The sequence below is a fragment of the Polyangiaceae bacterium genome (assembly GCA_016715885.1).
In the GTDB taxonomy this organism is placed as follows: domain Bacteria; phylum Myxococcota_A; class Polyangia; order Polyangiales; family Polyangiaceae; genus Polyangium.
In genome coordinates this window covers 478,801-496,963 of record JADJXL010000020.1, presented here as the reverse complement: position 1 = coordinate 496,963, position 18,163 = coordinate 478,801, and the positions used below count along the sequence as shown (strand labels likewise).

The following is an 18,163-nucleotide window of genomic DNA, read 5'->3' as shown; positions in this document are numbered from 1 at the left end:
GCCGTTACGGTGACGCAGGAGCAACCGATTCTTGCTCCTCGCTCTTGATCTTCACGTTGTTCTTCGGCGGCTCGATGATGAACGTGACCATGCGCTCCTTGGCCTCGAAATCCTGCCGATAGATCGACGCCGAGTTCTTGTACTTGAACGGTCCGATGCGCACTCGGTACCAAAGCCCACGACCTTTGACGTTCGCTGCTTCGACATACGCTCGATGCCCGCGACGACGCAGCGCAGACGCAAACTTCTCCGCTTCCTGCTGCGTCTTGAACGAGCTTACCTGAAGCTGATAGCCGCCAGGTCCGCCCGTCGTTGCCGTCTCGGAGCCATCTTCGCGCGCGACGTGTCTCGCCATGGCCGAAAGCGTGTCTTTGCCCGCAGCGTTTTCCGGCGGCGCTTGCAAGATGTTCTGTGCAGGAAGCGGCGCAGGCGGGAGTTTGTCCGCCATGGCTTCCGGTGGAATCGGCGGCAATGCATCCGATGCCCCTTGCGCAGCCGGCTGCGGCGAACGCACGACTTCGAGCGCCGTCGTGTTTTTCGTGTCCGAAAGCATCCCCGGAAACGTGATGTCACTGCCCGAAAGATCCGGCCTGCGTGGCTTCACGCCTGCCGGATGCGTCTTCGCGACCAAGTCACCGAGCGGGTCGATCTGCGCCGGTTTGGGCTTCATCGGCGCGCGCAAAAGCGCCACCGCGGCAAACACGATGCAGGCTCCACCCAGCGATGCAAGCACGAGCGCCGCTGCACGCGACGGACGCGCACCCGGATCGGCTTCTTGAATCTCATCGAGGTTGCGGATCGTCCCGCCCTCGCCGATGTCACGTACGGTCATGATACCAAGCCCTCCTCGTCGCCTGCCGCCTGGGCTTCCCCCGCGAGTTTGTGCATGTGCTCGAGCGCCGTGATGCCTGCGAGCTTCAATCCGGCCGCATACACGGTGCGGATCGCCTCCACCCAAAGCAGGCGCGCCGCGCTCTTCTCTCGGTCCCACTTCTCTTGCCAACCGGGCTGCGTCATCTGCACGCCGAGCGGCAAGATCGTGTCGCCCTCCTGCTTGCGCCTCGTGAAGTAGCTCTGGAAATCCTGCGACAGTTCACGAATGAAGTGCAAAATCCTGTGCGGTTCTCGCAGCGCCGCAGCTTCGGTCACGAGCGCTGGAAAGCGCCCCAAACGCGCTGCGATCGCGAGCTCGTCCGGGTGTTCGATGCGTGCGAGAAGCTGCGGAGACGGCCTTGGTACTTCGAGCCCAAACGTTTCCCGAGCGCGCGCCTTGATCGAACACAAACGCGCGTAGCCGTATTGCACGTAGAACACCGGGTTATCCATCGACGCCTTCTTCGCCAAGTCGATGTCGAGGTCGATGGTCGTGCCGCTCGCGTGCGACAGGTAGAAGTACCTGAGCGCATCGGTACCGGCTCCTTTGCGCTGCGCCGCCTCGTCGATCTCTTCGACGATCTCCTCGATCGTCACGAGGTTCCCGAGCCGCTTGCCCATCTTGTAGGGTTTGCCCTCGCGCAAGAGATTCACGAGTTGGTAGAGAAGAACCTCGAACTTCTCCTTGGGCAAACCAAGCGCCGCGAGCGCTCCGCGAACACGCGCCGTGTATCCATGATGATCGGCGCCGAGCACGTTGATGAGCCGATCGTATCCACGCGCGATCTTGTCCGCGTGATACGCGATGTCGCTCGCGAAATACGTGAACGCCCCGTCGCTCTTGCGTACGACGCGATCCTTGTCGTCGCCCTCTTCGACGCTCTTGAAGAACACCGCGCCGTCGCGTTCGTCCAAGCTTCCGCGCGCCTTGAGCTCCACGAGCGCCGCGTTCACGCGACCCCACCTGTGCAAGCTCTCTTCGGAGAACCAAACGTCGAACCAAATGCCCAAGTTCGCTAGCGTTTTCTTGATGCCAGGGAGCGTCGACGACGCGGGCAAACCATCGAGCATGCGGCCGATGCACACGCGCGAGAGACGCGACGTGTCGCCTTCGTCGAGCGCACTGGGATCGTTTTGACGAACCCACGTCGCCAGCTCGCGCACGTAATCGCCCGAGTAGCCGCCTTCGGGCACGGGCGTACCAGCATCCATCGCGCGAACGCTCTCGGCGAGGAGACGCACCTGGTTGCCGAAGTCGTTGATGTAGTACTCACGCGTCACGCGGCAGCCGCTCGCTTCGAGCAGCGTGGCCACGGCATCCCCCAAGATCGCACCTCGACCGTGCGAAACGAGCAGCGGTCCCGTTGGGTTTGCACTGACGAACTCGACGAGAACGCGTTCGCCCACGCCGCTCGGCGAACGCCCGTAGCTCGGGCCCGACTCCAGCACGTCTGCAAGCACGCGCTGAAACGCAGCCGGAACCAGGCGCAAGTTCAAAAAACCAGGCCCCGCAATTTCAACGGAACGAATGTCCGGATGCTGCCCGAGCCGCTCCGAAAGCGCCGATGCAATTTCGCGCGGAGGCTTCTTGGCCAGCTTCTGAATCACGAGCGCCGCGTTCGTCGCCAAATCGCCATGCTCGGGCCGCTTCGGCCGCTCCACGACGAACTGCGCTTGCACGACTTCCGGCGGAAGCACGCCGCTACCCACGAGCTCCGTGAGTGCGCCAACTACGATTCGCCGGACTTGTTCTTCAATACCCATCGTCCACCAGACTTCTACTTCAGTGCGTCCTTCAATCCCAAATTTCTGTCATCACATGTTCTTACATTGTCACACATTTCATGACCGCGCTACTTTTTCGAGCTGAATTGCTTTCCATCGTGTTTCCTCGAGCTCTCGTTGGGGATCCGAGTCAGCGACAATACCGCCGCCTGTAAAATATTCTCCGTCGGTGTTTTGGAGTACGACCGTGCGGATGGCCATGGCGAGGGTCATCGAACCGTCGTGCGCAAGGGCACCAAATCCGCCTGTGTAGAGACCTCGACGATGCGCTTCGAGGTTCGCGATGACTTCCATGGCGCGCACTTTGGGCGCTCCCGTCACGCTTCCGCTGGGAAGCATCGCTTCGAGTACGTCGCGGCGAGAAGCTGACTTTTTGGTATATGCTGTGAGCAAGGCTTCGCGATGATGCACTGTGCGATGTGTGACGACCTCGGGACCGCGGACCACGCGAACGGATCCCGCCCTGGCCACGCGTCCCAGGTCGTTCCGTTCGACATCGATGATCATCGTCAACTCCGCGTTTTCCTTGGGGTCTTCGTCGAGCTCACGGATCAGATTCCTGTCTTCGAATGCCCCTGCCCCTCGAGGTCGCGTGCCCTTGATAGGACACGTATACAGTCGCGCAAAATGCATCGGATTCATTGATGAATTCGTCGACGATATCAACCGATCAGTCGATGCCATCGTTTCAGCTCGAAGCAGCAGCTCTGGTGACGTGGATACGACAGCCAAGTCACGATCGAGCTGCAAACACGCACCAAACGGAGACGGCGCGGCAGCGCTCATGCGGGCGTACATGTCGAGTGGCCCACCTTGGACAAGCGTCACGCGCAGACGTCGAGCGAGATTGACTTGGTATAGATCCCCACGTGCGATGAGCTCTTTCGCAGCACGAATGCGATCGATGTGCAGCGTGGACGGTTCGCTTTCGGTGACTTCGACGCGAATTGGCTTACGTTTCAGCGTCGCGAAACCGCTCTCCAAAGGTGCGGTCCCCATGCGCGAAAGCAGGTTTCCGACGTGCTCGCGCGTAGTGCCAACCGCGAAAACTCGGCCTTCGGTATGGTCAACCACGACCACTGCGGGATATCGCAACCAAAGCGGGCGATCGAGGAGCGGCGGCGGACGTGTTTCTTGGCGTACCCAGTCGGGGCGTTCGAGGTGCCTGAATGCGTCGTAGGGCAAAACGCCGATCCATCGCGGGATGCTTCGAAAAGCGCCCGTGGCAAAAACGCGCGTCAAGTCGGGGTCGTCGATGAGCGGATCGAGCGCGCGGCTTTCGCGATCGGGATCGCATGCGATGAACGAATAACGTGTGTATGCGCCGGGCGTGCGGTCGGAGGCGTGCAGGAGGGCGATGCGATCGGCGCCTGATTCGCGCAGTCGAGCCGCGATGGCGAGAGGATCGGGAGCGAGCGGCAGATGGCGGCCTACGAGCACGGAGTGCTGCTAGCACACGGCGTGTCGAAACGTGCGGCACTCGGATCGCGGCGGTACGCTCGGATCAAGTGAAGCATCGTTCAACGAGGTTGGGGTTGCTCGCGGCCGGAGCTGTCGCGTGCGGGTGTCAGGCAGAGCCGCTCGAGCGATCGCTGCGCATCATGACGGGGCTGGAGACGGACGCGTTTACGGCGTCGCCGGCGGTCACAAAAGTGCGGATCGAAGCGCGAACGACGGGGGGTGACGTGTTCGCCGCGGAGACGGTGCCGGGCGGAGCGTTCGATTTGGGCGACGTACCAAAGGCAGAACCGCTTTCGATCGAGGTGACGGGGACATCGGCGGATGGGTTGGTCGTCGTTCGAGGTCGCTCGCTTTCGGCGCTCTTGCCGAGTGCGTTTGCGAGCGAGGACATCCCTGTTTTCGTGCAGCGAGTTCAGACGTGGGCGCGTCCTCCCGGGGCGCTCGATCGCGCGCATGTGGATGCGCCCGCGTGTGTGCTTGGCGAAAGGTACGTCGCGACAACCGGAGGCATCTCGGCGATGGGTGCAGACGGCGGAGGTGAGGCGCGTGATGGGGATTTTTACGACTTGCTCGCGTGGAACAGTGCGGCTTCGAGCGCGATGCCGATCGCCGCAGGATCCCTGGTTGGCCGCTACGATGGAATGCTCGTCGTGGGTGATTCCGGTGCATATTTCGTCGGTGCCGAGGGAAGTCCGACGACGGTTCCGCTGCCTGATGGATTGACGTCGTTTGCCGATGTTGCGGGGGGCGTGGTCGTCGAGTCACCGTCGGGCACGAGTTACATCGTTGGTGCGACGCGCGAAGGTGCTGCGACGCGCGGGGTGCTCGCGTTCAGCACGGATGGGCTCGTGACGGCGTTGTCACTGGTGCAGGAGCGAGCGTCTGCGGCGAGCGCGTGGGCGGAAGGTGTGGGGCTCGTCGTTGCAGGCGGTAGCGCAGCCGGCGCGGGGTTCGAGGTGGTTCCAGAAGGACAAACTGCGTTCGTGGCTCGGGACATGCCGTCCGATGCGACGGTGGGTGCAGCCGCGGTGACGCTTGGCAAAGGACGCATGGCGCTCGTGGGAGGTGTGACGGCGACGAACGCAGCGGCTGCGACGCGCACGTGGGATCCAGGTTGCACGTCGGGTTGCGCGATGACCGAGGTCGTCGGTGCGGAGCTGCCGGTCGCGCTCGTGAAGGCGCGCGGGTTTTACCTTGGAGGTAGCCGCGTGCTCGTCGTGGGGCACGAAGCCATGGGAAGCAAGCTCGTACGCGTCTTCGAAGTTGACGTGGACAAACCATCGGTGGTCGAGCGACCGCTGCGGGAGCCGCGGTCCGGGGCGACGGTCGTGCCTGCGCCGAACGGGACGCTTGCGATCATGGGAGGCGTGCTGGAAAGCGGGAAACCTGCGCTCAACGTGGAGATGTACTTCCCGTAGGCACGACGTCTCCATTCGTCATCACGACGGCACGCGCGAGCGGCGCTGTGACGGTTGCGCCCGGCCAAACCACGACATCACGAAGCTCGCCCTGACCACGCACGGTCGCGCTCGCACCGACGATCGAGCCCACGACCGTCACGCTCGTGTCCACTGCTGCACCGGGACCCACGTACGCATTCGCCCCCGAACCTCGGAGCCAGCGCAGGTTTTCCTCGAGGTACGTGTCCACCGTGCCGAGGTCCGTGAATCGCGTGGCGACGGCCGTCGTCGCGATGCGCTCGCCGCGCCGGAGGGCGGGCAAGTAGACATCGGCCATGAAGCATCCTTCCTCCGGAAGGCGAGATCGTAACGACGCACCAATCATTTGTACACCAACATAATCCGCGCTGCCTGCTTCCTCCCCGAACACTTCACCTCGAAGCCGCACGACGCGTCCGTCCGCTCCAAGCCCCACGGTCCCCTCCCCTTTCGCATGTCGCGGGACCACGGCGAGCACGGCGATCGCCCCCGACGTTGTTTCACGTTCGTACGAATTTCGCAGCGCTGTGATGTCCACATCCGCGACGATGTCTCCGTTCCAGACGATGACGTCGCCGGGGCCGAGTGCTTCGGCGGCGCCCGCGACGCCGCCTGCAGTGCCGCGAATGTGCGGTTCGTGAACGACACGAACGGCGAGCGGCATCGAAGCGAGCGTCGCGCGATCGAACTTGTTTGCGAGGTGATGCGTGTTGATCACGACTCCATCGACGCCGCCACGTGCAAGACGATCGATGATGTGTGCGAGCGCTGGGCGATCTCCCAACCAGACCAGTGGTTTGGGCAGTTCGTTGGTCAGGGGGCGCAGGCGAGTTCCAAGCCCGGCACAAAGAATCATCGCGTTCGTCATTGGCCGAATGTCTGGTACTTTCGCGGAAAAATCGGCGCCGGGCCAAACCCCGTGCTACCCGTTTCGCGTGCGAAAAAACGCTCGCGTGTTGTCCGCTGCAGTTGCCCTTGCAATCGTGGGCTCACTCTCCGGCGCGTTTGCATCAGCGTGCACCGGCGATGCTGTGGGCGTCGAGGCGTGCCAACAGATCGAGGCGGCGCGATGCGAATCCGCAACTGCATGCGGCGTGAGCGATACCGAGTCGCAGTACTGCTCCGCGTTCTACCGCGATCAGTGCCTGCACGGCATGACCAATCCTGGGTCGGATCCATCGACGGCTTCCATCAACGCATGTACCGAAGCCATTCACGCCACTGCAGGATGCGCCCGAACCGGCGCTGCATCGATGGCTCAATGCCCAACCATCGCGCTCGCGTCCGGCGTTGATCCCACCACGATTCTTCCATGTGCGATCATCAAGCGAACGCCTGAAGTGCTGAGTGCTTGCGCGTTCATTCAGCCCACCGGCGACGGGACATCGAGCACCGGCGCAGCCTCGATGCCCGATGCTTCGTCGGACGCAGACGCTAGTCCATAGGGGCATCCACAGGAACGGCGGCGTCGACGTTCATGGGTGGCGGGCAGCCGGCGTCCAGATAGACCGACAATGGATCCTCGCCAGGGTTGCAGTTCATCTGACCCGACATCCCGGGTTCGATGGCGCCGATCCTCGCTGGTTCTGATTCGAAGCCAAGACCGACCGAGAAGGCGTCGCATTTTTTGTTGAGCTGAGGGGATCCCACTTGGATGTCGAGGCCGCGGCAGAAAGCATCTCGCGTCACGCCCCAGAAGGGGTTTGACACCGTTGCACAGAGCGGCGCGCCGTTGTGGTCACGAAAATCGGTGACCATCTTGAACAAGTCGATGAGCTTCACACGACCGGCAATGACCCCGTCACGAAGCGCATATTGCCCAACGCCCACGGATTCGATGCGCGCCATGCCCGTGCCGTCCGAGATGGTCATCGAGAGTTGGGTGAGGCCGTTTGTCGCGGTAAACTCGCTCTCGAGCAACGCAAACACGAGCTTGCCGTCGACGACATACGCTTCGTTGTCGAAGTAGCGCGCAAGGAGTCCGCCATCCATGGCGCTGCCCGCATCGGAGATGGCAGACGGAACGATCGGCCATTCGTCCGAGCCGTTCCACTGCGGAGGCATCGGCGTCCCGCCGCTCGGATACCACTCGACACGTACTTGCGGGTCGTTTGCTAGGCCATTGTAGTTGCTGATGCGCATGAGAATCGACCATCGCCCGAGGTTCGCAAAGCTGCTGTAAAGCTCGGACAACTCGTCTTGCTCGGGGTCGAACAGCAAGACGGTTTCGATGAGCCCAAAGAGCGCTGCGGCCTGATTGTCTCGCCCTTCGGGTTTGTCGCACGCCAGTTCTTCTTTTTGGCCGGGTGGTGGGATGCATGAGGGCGTTTCACCCTGACAACTGCAAAAGCGGTCGAGGTCGAGGCCGAGCGGTCCGGCATCGGCAGAGCGCTTCATGCGAATCGCCTTGAGCGCGACGGTGAACTCCGTCTCTGCGTTGGGATCGCCGTCACCGAAGTCGGCATCGGCAATGTTGGGCGGCAAAGGTACCGTCGCGTGCTGACAGCCCAGGTCGGTGCCAGCGTCCACCGGTGGCGGCCCAACTTGCTCGAACCCCCCGAGTGCACAGCTCGCTCCGAGCACGCCGAGCGGCACAAGCGTCATCAAGCCAAATATCCAAGCTCGCACGCGCGTCAGCGTACTCCAACGCGGTGCATGCGAGAAGCCAGCCGGATCGGCGCTACAGCTTCATCGCTTTCTTGAACCTTTTCGCATCTGCGAACATGTCGACGTTCGTGAACACGTACGTCGCATCCTTGTGATGCTTGGCTCCCTTGGCGATATCAGCAAGTTTTTCGATGGCCGGATCCTCGTAGCGCGACTTGTGCCCCGCTGGACCGTGAAGGCGGTAATACGCGGTTTGCCGCTTCGATAGACCTGCTACGAGCGGGTCGCGCGCTGCAATTGCACCGACCTCTTGCGCCAACTCGTCGCACTCGTCCGGATCCCAGCCCGCCGCTGGCTCGAAGATGACGCGACCGTATCGCGATCGAATGGACTGCAAAAAATCGCGCACCATGCCCTTGTTCACGCGGTTCGCAGCAAACTCGGGCGGAGCCGTGAACACGGCCGTCGTTGCTTCGAGCTCCTCGGCGACTGCATCGAGGCTCTTCAGTGCGGTCTCGACAACCTTGCCTTCGCGAAAACCTTCTTGTCCGACATCACGCGGACCCAGGAGCGCGAAGCGGAACCCCTCCGGCGCTTCGCGTTTCCATCGGCGAATGGTGCCCGATCCAGGGATCGACACGTGGGTCTCCTGCACCTCCACGAACAGAAACTCTTTGAAGTAGCGAGTCGCGGGCACAGGAAAGCCGGCGCAGCCGACGGTCAACATCGCTCCTAAGTTAAACCAAAAGGCAGCGTTTGTCATTGTCGATGCACCCGCGAAAGCACAGGTCGCACGAAAGCAAGGTCACGCTTGTCGCTCGATCTTGCGGTTGAGGCGCGCCCGTCGCTTTTCCAGCTCGGGATCCGCCTCGCCCGTGCCGTGTTCGACCAAAGCCAGCGCTGCGGCAAACGCCTTCACGTGATGCTCGTACAGCTTTGCCAGCTCCAATCGTACCGATGGATCGTCGACTTCGGTGGCCAGCATTTCGTAATCGAGCAGCGCGCGCGCCTTGTCTCCGCGAGCCTTCGCGATGTCGCCTCGCGCCCTGCGTGCCAACGTGCCACCTCCCTTGTCGACGGCTGCTTCCGCCGCTTCGGCGGCTCGTTCGAGCTGCCCCGCACGACGAAGCGTGCGTGCGACGCCGGCCAAGTCTTCGCCACCAAGGCTCCCGAACGGCTCGCCGTAGAGACCCACGAGCGCGACCATCGAAAGCACGTCGGCCGCATTGTGCTCGATGACGCCGAGCAGCGCGCTTTCATCGCCCGTGCGCAGGTAGTGCATGTAGCAAGCGACGACGTCGGCTCCCGCGACGTCACCCACGCGTTCGCGACCGAGCACTTCGTTCTCGATGGCCACGAGCGTGCGGCTCTTCAGGCGCTGGCCGTGAATGCGCCGAGCGACGTGCACCAAATCGAGGTGAGGTTTGTCCGGAGGAACGGGCATGCGGTTCATGACGAAGCGCGTGCGCAAGAGCGGCATGTCGAAGGATTTGCCGTTGTACGTGACGATCATGGACGCCGCTTCGAGGCGCCGCGCGACGAGCTCCAGGATGGGCGCTTCTTCCCCGAGACGCCTCAGCAGCGCTTGTTCTAGGACAAACCCTCCGTGCGCGTCGTCGTAGTAGGCCAGCCCGAGCAAGAACGGCACGGTGCCCGTGCCACCTTGAAGGCCCGTGGTTTCCGTATCGAGGAACAGGGCGCCACGGACGTCGCACGATGCAAGGTTCGGATCGAGCGCGAGCAGCGAGAGCATGGCGGGTTCCGCATCGCGCGCGGCGACGAGCGGCACGCGGCCGACGCGAGCTGCGGGAACGGCGCGCTCGCGGCGCACGTGCAAAGGGCCGAGGTCGGTGCGTTCCAGGTAAAACGGGAGCTCGGCGGCGGTCGGGTCGGGCCGGGGGGCTGGCGCGGATACCTTCGCAACGATGCGCGAAATGCGATTGCGCAGCTCGTCGAGCGTTGGTTTGGACTTCAGGGCCGCGGCTGCGTTGTCGGGCTCGAGCGCGGGTGCCGGCGCTGACGTAGCGAGGCCTGCCGGTGCTTCCCCGGACATTTTGGGCAACCGAGACAGCTTGCTGGCAAACGACGCCATGGGCGACCAGGCCAAACGTTCGCACAGGCTGTACTGAACATCAAGTCAGGACAGTCTCGGGAACCTGGATTGGGCGCGTCAATAAAGCTGATCGACCGCTTGTTGATGCACTTCTTTGCGCATCTTGGTCACGGAGGGCGAGGGTGCTTCGGCGGGTGCTGCGTTGACCGCATCGTCCGAAAAATCGTAGCCGTGGCTTTCTGTGCTCTGCTTGAGCTGCGGCGCATCCACTTCGGGCATGTCCTTGGCCACGGTTCGCATGTTTTCTGCGAATTTTTCCAATTCACGGCTCGGGGTCCGCTTCGACTGCGCAATCGCCGCCTCCGCACCTTTGGTGAGCATGTCGCGCGCGCTCAGGTAGCGGCCCTTTTTCCCCATGGCCATCGCTTGGATCGTCGTTGCCGAAGCTTCGGCCAGCGCCGCTGCCAGCTCCACGTCCGGCCTTTTTGCCTTTGCGACTTCCGCTTCGTCGAGCGTCGTGTGTGCGCCGAAGTACACGCGCCGCTCGAGCCGTCCGGCGTCTTCGAGCGCATCGTCGAATTGAATCGTCGCATCGAGCAATTCGATCGGCACGCCAGGTTTACGCGGCTTCACAATCAATCGAACGACGATGTCGCGCGTATCTCCGTGCGTGATGTCCCCAAGCGGAACGTACGCTGATTCGCTTCCCGATTGTCCCCCAACGACCCCATCGATGCGCACGCCGGGTCCTGGCGTCAGCGTCGCCGATGCGTGACGTCCGTAAACGCTATCGAACCGGCCCAACTCTTCCTTGAAAAACGCGGCCAGTTTGTCCGGAGCTTCCACATAGCGGTATCGACCGCCGGATGTCGTGGCGATGTTCGCCATCAGCACTTCGTCGTAATCGAGGCCCAGGCCAATCGTCGTAATGACGATTCCTCGTTGAGCTGCCCTCTGCGCCGTATAATCGAGCCGCGAAGAAACATTCGGAATGCCGTCCCCGAGCAAGACGATTCGGTTGATTCCTTTGGCATCGAAATGCGCATTGACTTGGTTCAGCGCCAAATCGAGCCCTTCACCCATCGCGGTCGTTCCGCGCGCTTCGATCGCTTCGATTTTCTGTTTCGCCTCGGCGCGAACGTCTGGCGATAACTCCTCGGATTCCAAAAGGATTTCCGCTTTCGAGTGAAACACGACGATGGCCAATCGATCGCCGTCCGCGAGCGAATCGACGACGCTCATGCCACTTTTGCGCGCCGCCTCGATGCCCTCGCCCTCCATCGATCCGGACGTATCGATGGCAAGCGCAACATTGACCGGACCACGTTGTTGAGCAGGTCGAGGGACCGTTCCGAGGCGAACCACTGCGTACACGGTGCTTTCGCCATTGGCGAGCAAAACGGGCGTACCAAGCAGGCCTTCGGCTGTCACGGCGTGCGGATCGCGTGATTCGGGGCTCTCCGCAGGCCGACAACCGCACATGAACAGCGCGAACAGGACGAACGCGAGGAAAGCCGGACCACTCGGCCCGCGAAACGAGTAGATTTTCATGGGAGCTCCTGGAGGCGGGCGTTCGACGCACGGAGCCGGGAAAAGTTTGACCGAGGTCCAAACTTTCTCGGGAAGGGGTAAATCGGGGGGTATGGGGGATAGGCGCCAACTTGAAGCGCCTGTCACGCCGCCCCAGGTTAAAACCTGGGGCTACACATTAAAAAGTGCTCGCGCTGCCGCGCTCGGACTAGCGTCATGATGCATCGCGAGAAGTGACGTCTGCTGCGAAATCGGCGGAGACCATCGATGATGATGATGATCCCAAACCGCACAAGGCCAGTCCCGAACGGTAGTGAGGGACTTTTTAATGTGTAGCGCGGGGTTTCAACCCCGCGCGAGGGGTACAAAGGGGTCAAGTCAGCGCTCTACCCCCCGATTTAACCTCTCCAGACAATGTCAGGCTACCAAATTACTGCGCGACGACGTTCACGACAAACGATTGCTCCATTCCGCCGAGCAGCGCTACTTTGGCCGTCAGCGTAAAACTGCCCGTCGTGCCCGGGGCCGCGAAAATCGAGACGAACGGATCCGCCGGCTCGCTTTGCGGAACCTGACCCAAACCTGCGGGAACAGCCCATTCAATGTCGTGACGCGCAATGGCAACGGGTATCTTTCCCGAACGCTCGCCCACGATTCGCACCTCGAACCATTCATTGATCGGTATGCTCCCCGGAAACGATACCGGCTTGGCGTCTTCGTTGGAGGTATCCTTTATCGTCCCGGTAATGCCCGTAATCGTTGCGGGATCCACGATTTCGACCGTATGCCGCACGAGCTCGCCGCCCTCGGAAGGCTCGGTGCCGACAATCGCCCCCGTTCCAGGCGTCGCGCTCGCCGTGTAATGCGCAAGGTTCTTCGTGTCTTCGATGAACGTCAGCGCCGAAGCCGGATCCGCCGTCCATTTCATGAACGAGTGCCCGAAAAGCAGGCACTCGTCGGTCTTGCATGCGCCGTACACCTCCGTGACTGCGAGACCCGTGCGGCCGCCAGCAAGAATCGCCGGCTCCGACTCGACCTTGACCGCTCTGGCCGGTTCGACATGAAACGTGAGCCAATCGTAGCGCGCCCCCGCGCTCCACACTTCGATGTTGCTTTGGCCATTTTTCAACGCGCGCATGTCGAACGTGGTCGACGATGGATTCGCGATTGCGATGATCGACGCATCCGAGGTCTTGGGCTCGAGGTCCGTAGGCAATGTGCCGTTTTCCTGGGCAGGATCCACCGTAATGGTGTCGGTTGCGCCCACGGGCATCGTGATCGAGCTCGCGCAGCCACTCGAAAAGAACACGCGTTTCTCCCGACCGAGACGTGGATTTGGCTCCATCGGGGCAAGATCCACATTACACGCCACGGTTGGACCGCCGACCATGAGCATGGTGCCGAGAACAAGGACGCTGCGACGGTGAGAAGAACGGTTTGGTTTTCGCATGCCATCGAGTAGAGCAAATTGCGTGCGCAGCGCCAAGACCGCGTATTATCGATCGATCACAACAATCCACCAAGACGCGCATGACAGCGTGTGGTCCCGGTTTCACGCACGATGCGAACTCGCGTCGGCGCTCGCCGCCCCAAGTGCAGGAAAATGCTACGCGTCACCCGTGAACGTCGATGCTTTCAATCATCCGTCCAACTTGGCCCGGATCTTGTCGAGCACGTCATCGGCCTGCCGCAGCGTGTCCTCCATCGATCCACCCGTATCGATGACGTAATCGGCAACCGCCGTCTTTTCGGCCACGGGCATCTGCGCTGCAATACGCGCTCGAGCGTCCGCTTCGCTGATGCGATCCCGCTGCATGATCCGAGCAATCTGCGTCTCTTCCGGCGCCGCCACGACCACGAGCGGCCTGAACATGTCCGCGACCCCGTTTTCGACGAGCAGCGCCGCTTCGTAACACGCCATGATTTCACCACGCGCAGCGAGCTCCTGCGCCGTCATCATCGTTCGAGCAGCGATGCGCGGGTGCAAAATGCGATTCAACGTCTTGCGCTTGTCATCGTCACCAAAAACAATGGCACCAAGCTTGGCGCGGTCGAGCGTACCGTCGGGTCGCAAGACATCCTGCCCAAAATGCTTCACGATTTCAGCAAGGCCACTCGTTCCTGGCGCAACCGCTTGCCGAGCCACCTGATCGGCGTCGATGACCGTGATGCCTGCATCGCGAAAACGACCTGCCACGGTGCTTTTGCCACAAGCAATGCCGCCCGTCAGGCCGAATAGGACAAACCCCACGTCGGATTACCTCGTTTCGCCCAATGCGCGGTGCAAAGCTCGATTCGCTTCGTCCGGCGTCATGTCGCGACCAAACAGCTTGGGAACCAGCACCGCGGCGCGCTCCTCGAGCCGCGCGACGGCTGCTGCAAGCATTTCATCGTGATCGAATGCAAGCGATCCCGATGGTTTTCCATCGGCGCTGAGAGACAACGTCCCATCCGCGTTTGCGGTGATCACGAAAAACCGCGCGTCCTTGGCATCATCGCTGCCTTTCGCTTCGCCGCGCCGATCCACCGGAAGAATCGCAATATGCGCAATGCTCACGACCCAGCCTCGAGGGTCACGACCCGGCCGCGAAAAAACGCGCAACTCCTCGAGCGGTAAACCGGAAATGCCCGTCTCTTCCTCGAGCTCCCTTGCCGCACTTTCCGCTACCGTTTCCGTCGGTTCGCAAAAACCGCCCGGAATGGCCCAATGCCCCGCATAGGGATCCCTGCCGCGCTGAATGAGCAGCACGGACAAACGTTGTCCTTCGTCCAGCGAAAACGCGACGACATCCGCCGTCAAACTGGGCTTCGGATATTCGTGATCGCTCACGCCAAAAGCTCCGTCGTCGTCATGAGACGCACGCCCGCCGCCTGCATCTCTCCCATTGCCTCGCGCACCCCGTCTTCGGAAATGCCCGCCACGGCATCCGTCAAGAGTGTCGTGCGATACCCGCGTTGGGCAAGTCCCAATGCAGCCGCCTTTACGCAATAATCGGTCGCTACGCCAAACACATAAAACGTTGGTGTTTCGCCGAATTGCTCGACCAGCGCTTTCACGAACCGCTCGGCCTGCGGATTCGCAAACATGCTGTAGACCTCTTTCTCGAAATACACGCCTTGCGTCTGCTTCGACAAGACCTCGAGAACGATCGAATCGATGGCCGCATTTTGCACGTTCGGAATGAATCGAAAACGCGACGGCAGCGTACCCGCGACCTTCAACCAGCCATCGGTCCCCTTCACGCAATGATCCGGAAAATTGGGCTTTTCCCCATTCGGTCCCGAAAGCCCGCTCGAAGCGAATTCCCATGCATCCCATGCGTGCGAATCGACCGATCCAAGAATGGGAATGCCCTTGTCCACCGCGTGCGCCACGAGCTTGCGCATCACATCGTTCGGTGAACCTCGCACGAACAAGGCCCCGTTTGGCTCACAGAAATCCCGCTGCACGTCGACATCGACGAAGATTTTGTTCATTGGATTACCTCATTGCCTGGCAATACCAACCATTCGGCCACGAACATCCTCGACGAGCGCCAGCAATCGTTGCGAAGGCCTTGCCTTGAACGGCTCGTCCCATCGTTCGGAAGGCTCGGGAGCTTCGTCGAGCATGTGGAGCGTTTCCGGCATCTGCGCCATCTCGGCGCGAGCTCGCTGCCGAATTGTATCCAAACTATCGGGTGGGCTCGTGCGTGCGCCCGCTTTCATGCGCGGTACCAAAAGCGCATGTGCGACCCCTTCCCCAAGTGAAATGGGGTCCTCGTCGGCAAGAGCGATGACGTCTTTGGCTATTTTCCCGGTTGAATCCAAATAGCGGAAGACTTGGTGCTGTCCGGGGAATGTTGCCTTGCTTTCAGAGAATTTGCAGATGGGGACGATTTTTCCGTCCTGTTCGATTTCGACGAGCTTGTAGACGCCTCCGAGCGCTGGGGAATCGAGGCTTGCGACGAGGTCGGTGCCAACGCCGTAGAGGTCGATGGGTGCGCCGGCGCTTCGGAGGGCTGCGATTTTGTATTCGTTGAGGTCTCCGGAGGCGACGATTTTGGCGCTTTTGCAACCTTCGGCATCGAGGATGGATCGGACGGCTTTCGACAGGCCGAGCAAGTCGCCGGAGTCGAGCCTCACGCCCTTGAGTTTGTCGCGGGCGATGCGAGCGGCGCGCTCGGCGCCGCGGAGCGTGTCGTAGGTGTCGATGAGCAGGATCGATGCGTTCGGGAATGTGTCGACGTAGTTCGCGAAGGCTTCCTCTTCCGAGGCATGTGCCATCGTCCACATGTGTGCCGCGGTGCCCATCACGGGGATGCCGAAGAGCTTGCCAGCGTGCACGTTGGACGTCCCGACAAACCCGGTCGCATATGCGCAGCGAGCAGCGGTGACGGCGGCATCGGGGTGCGTGCGACGCGTGCCGAATTCCATGACGCCTGCATCACCGGCTGCGTGCACGACGCGAGCAGCTTTGGATGCGATCATCGTTGCGTGATTGATGGCGGAGAGCAGGAACGTCTCGACGAGCTGCGCTTCGACGATGGGAGCCGAGATCCGCACGAACGGCTCGTGGGCGAACATGACGGTGCCTTCGGGCACGGTCCACACGTCACCACGGAATCGCAAGTCGCGGAGGTAGTCGCAAAACGGCTGCGTCATCGCGTCGCGCAGCGCCGGCACGCTGCGGAGGTACTCGATCTCGTCGTCCGTGAAGCGCAGGTTTTCGAGGTACTCGAGCAATCGCTCGATGCCCATGGCGACGAGGTATCGCCTTCGCTTGGGCAAACGGCGCACGAACATTTCACACGTTGCGTGCCTTCGATGCATGCCGCGGTGGAAGTAGCCGGCGGCCATCGTGAGCTGGTAGAGATCGGTGCGCAGAGCGTCCACGAAATCAGGCAATAGATGCACGCGCTCGACAGGTCAATGTGACTTGTCCTTCGCCGACTCGTTCTTTGGCGGAGCGCTGCTTTCTGCAACCTCTGCAGGCGGCTTGCGCCGGCGTCCGAACGACCACTTGAGAGCTGGTGGCGTGATCATCGTCGTGACGATCACCATCGCCACGATGGCTGAAAACACGGAACCATCGATGACGGGGCGACCGCCGATTTTCAGCGACTGCCCGATGCTCGCGAAAATGAGGCCGACTTCGCCGCGCGGCACCATGCCGATCCCAACGCTGAGGCGATCGACTCCCTTGCCTACGCCTAGGCTGCACACCTGTTTGCCGATGATGGCTGCGATGGTGAGTGCCACGGCGAGCAGTGGAACACCGGGCTCTGCGAACGAGCGCAGGTCCGTGTGCATGCCCATGAGCACGAAGAACACGGGAACGAGGAACGCGGCAATCGGTTGGATCAAGTGCTCGAGGGTCGTCTCGCCACGCGTCGTGAAGTCTCGGAAGTGAAGGTCTTCGAGGACGAGGCCTGCGGCAAAAGCGCCGACGATCGGCGCGAGGCCGATGATGCTCGCGAGCCACGAAAAGACGAAGCAGACGGCGAGGCCGACGGCCAAGAGAACGCCGCGGACTTGCAGGCGCGAAGCGACGGTGAAGAGGCGCGGGCTCAGCCACACGCCGATGACGAGAGAGCCGACCAAGAACGCGGCCGACTTGCCGAAGATGAAGCCGATGTCGATGAAGTTCATCGTTCCGCCCTGATCCGCGGCGGCGATGATTCCCGTGACGACGGCGAGGATCACGAGGCCGAGCACGTCGTCGATGACGGCTGCGCCCAAGATGATGCGCGCTTCGGGGCTTTGCGATTCGTTCAGATCCTGCAGCACGCGCGCCGTGATGCCGACGCTGGTTGCCGAGAGCGTGGCTCCAATGAACGCGTGCACGTAGACGCTCGCGTCGGGCAGCAGCAACTTGCCGAAGATCCACCCGAGGCCGAAGGGAGCAACGACGCCGAGTATCGCGACGATGAAGCTCGTGATGCCGACCTTGAGCATCTGCCCCACGGTGGATTCGAGTCCCACCTCGAAGAGCAACAGGAGCACGCCCAAACGCGACAGCATGTCGATGCTCGCATCGGTCTTGATGGGCTCGAGCACACCGATACCGATTGCACCGAGGTTGCCTAGAACGACGCCGGCGACGAGCTCACCGAGCACGGCCGGTTGGTGCAGACGCACAGCGACATCGCCGCCGAGTTTTGCAGCCGTGAGGATGATGGCTAGATACAGGACCACCGATGTGACGGGATCAGCGTGTCCGCCTGATCCGAACGCGACGGACGGTGCGGCCAAAGCGAAGATTGCTGCAAAAACGGCTGCTTTTTTCACGCGGTTGTCCTCGAAATGTACCGTCGACTTTTATTTTGCATTCAAACTAAAAGCAAGAAACACTTGGGTCTCGGGGTTGGCGGCGCCGACTGTCTTGCCGTCATCCAACAACACGACGTCGCCCGTCAATCGGTCTCACGTATCG

16 protein-coding genes are annotated in these 18,163 nt (G+C 61.8%); 2 read left to right on the top strand and 14 right to left on the bottom strand.

Going from position 1 to position 18,163, the window contains the following annotated elements; all coding sequences use genetic code 11:
• Positions 1-4: 4 nt before the first annotated feature.
• The 3 genes from IPM54_27405 to IPM54_27395 form a co-directional block, all read right to left on the bottom strand.
• Positions 5-832 (bottom strand): SPOR domain-containing protein, encoded by an 828-nt coding sequence (locus IPM54_27405; protein ID MBK9263521.1) that lies wholly within the window; start codon positions 830-832, stop codon positions 5-7.
• Entirely contained in the window at positions 829-2,637 is a 1,809-nt protein-coding gene (locus IPM54_27400; protein MBK9263520.1) for an arginine--tRNA ligase, read from the bottom strand. Before IPM54_27400 ends, IPM54_27405 begins: the two co-directional genes overlap by 4 nt.
• A 78-nt stretch (positions 2,638-2,715) precedes the next feature.
• Entirely contained in the window at positions 2,716-4,098 is a 1,383-nt protein-coding gene (locus IPM54_27395; GenBank protein MBK9263519.1) for an anthranilate synthase component I family protein, read from the bottom strand.
• A 68-nt stretch (positions 4,099-4,166) separates the two neighbouring features.
• Here IPM54_27395 and IPM54_27390 point away from each other — a divergent pair, with 68 nt between their 5' ends.
• Positions 4,167-5,537 (top strand): hypothetical protein, encoded by a 1,371-nt coding sequence (locus IPM54_27390; protein ID MBK9263518.1) that lies wholly within the window; start codon positions 4,167-4,169, stop codon positions 5,535-5,537.
• On the opposite strand, the gene IPM54_27385 is transcribed toward IPM54_27390, so the two are convergent.
• Positions 5,512-6,426, bottom strand: a complete 915-nt coding sequence (locus tag IPM54_27385) for an NTP transferase domain-containing protein (GenBank protein ID MBK9263517.1) — start codon at positions 6,424-6,426, stop codon at positions 5,512-5,514. The two genes, IPM54_27390 and IPM54_27385, sit on opposite strands and share 26 nt — an antisense overlap.
• Before the next feature lie 67 nt (positions 6,427-6,493).
• On the opposite strand from IPM54_27385, the gene IPM54_27380 reads away from it, so the two are divergent.
• Entirely contained in the window at positions 6,494-7,003 is a 510-nt protein-coding gene (locus IPM54_27380) for a hypothetical protein (protein MBK9263516.1), read from the top strand.
• On the opposite strand, the gene IPM54_27375 is transcribed toward IPM54_27380, so the two are convergent.
• From IPM54_27375 to IPM54_27330, 10 genes are all read right to left on the bottom strand, one after another.
• Positions 6,993-8,162 (bottom strand): hypothetical protein, encoded by a 1,170-nt coding sequence (locus tag IPM54_27375; GenBank protein MBK9263515.1) that lies wholly within the window; start codon positions 8,160-8,162, stop codon positions 6,993-6,995. The two genes, IPM54_27380 and IPM54_27375, sit on opposite strands and share 11 nt — an antisense overlap.
• 76 nt (positions 8,163-8,238) lie before the next feature.
• Entirely contained in the window at positions 8,239-8,892 is a 654-nt protein-coding gene (locus tag IPM54_27370) for a DUF72 domain-containing protein (protein MBK9263514.1), read from the bottom strand.
• A 78-nt stretch (positions 8,893-8,970) separates the two neighbouring features.
• On the bottom strand, positions 8,971-10,257 hold the full coding sequence (locus tag IPM54_27365; GenBank protein MBK9263513.1) for a ribonuclease H-like domain-containing protein: 1,287 nt from the start codon (positions 10,255-10,257) through the stop codon (positions 8,971-8,973).
• A 78-nt stretch (positions 10,258-10,335) separates the two neighbouring features.
• The gene (locus tag IPM54_27360; GenBank protein MBK9263512.1) at positions 10,336-11,769 is read right to left on the bottom strand and encodes a VWA domain-containing protein; all 1,434 of its coding nucleotides are present in this window, start codon (positions 11,767-11,769) and stop codon (positions 10,336-10,338) included.
• A gap of 409 nt (positions 11,770-12,178) precedes the next feature.
• Entirely contained in the window at positions 12,179-13,144 is a 966-nt protein-coding gene (locus IPM54_27355) for a hypothetical protein (protein ID MBK9263511.1), read from the bottom strand.
• Positions 13,145-13,387: 243 nt separating this feature from the next.
• The gene (locus tag IPM54_27350) at positions 13,388-13,999 is read right to left on the bottom strand and encodes a dephospho-CoA kinase (GenBank protein MBK9263510.1); all 612 of its coding nucleotides are present in this window, start codon (positions 13,997-13,999) and stop codon (positions 13,388-13,390) included.
• Between the two features lie 6 nt (positions 14,000-14,005).
• Entirely contained in the window at positions 14,006-14,578 is a 573-nt protein-coding gene (locus IPM54_27345; protein ID MBK9263509.1) for an NUDIX hydrolase, read from the bottom strand.
• The gene (locus IPM54_27340; protein ID MBK9263508.1) at positions 14,575-15,225 is read right to left on the bottom strand and encodes an isochorismatase family protein; all 651 of its coding nucleotides are present in this window, start codon (positions 15,223-15,225) and stop codon (positions 14,575-14,577) included. The genes IPM54_27345 and IPM54_27340 overlap by 4 nt, the downstream gene beginning before the upstream one ends.
• 9 nt (positions 15,226-15,234) lie before the next feature.
• Positions 15,235-16,623 (bottom strand): nicotinate phosphoribosyltransferase, encoded by a 1,389-nt coding sequence (locus tag IPM54_27335; GenBank protein MBK9263507.1) that lies wholly within the window; start codon positions 16,621-16,623, stop codon positions 15,235-15,237.
• A gap of 33 nt (positions 16,624-16,656) precedes the next feature.
• The gene (locus tag IPM54_27330) at positions 16,657-17,925 is read right to left on the bottom strand and encodes a cation:proton antiporter (protein ID MBK9263506.1); all 1,269 of its coding nucleotides are present in this window, start codon (positions 17,923-17,925) and stop codon (positions 16,657-16,659) included.
• Positions 17,926-18,163: the final 238 nt, after the last annotated feature.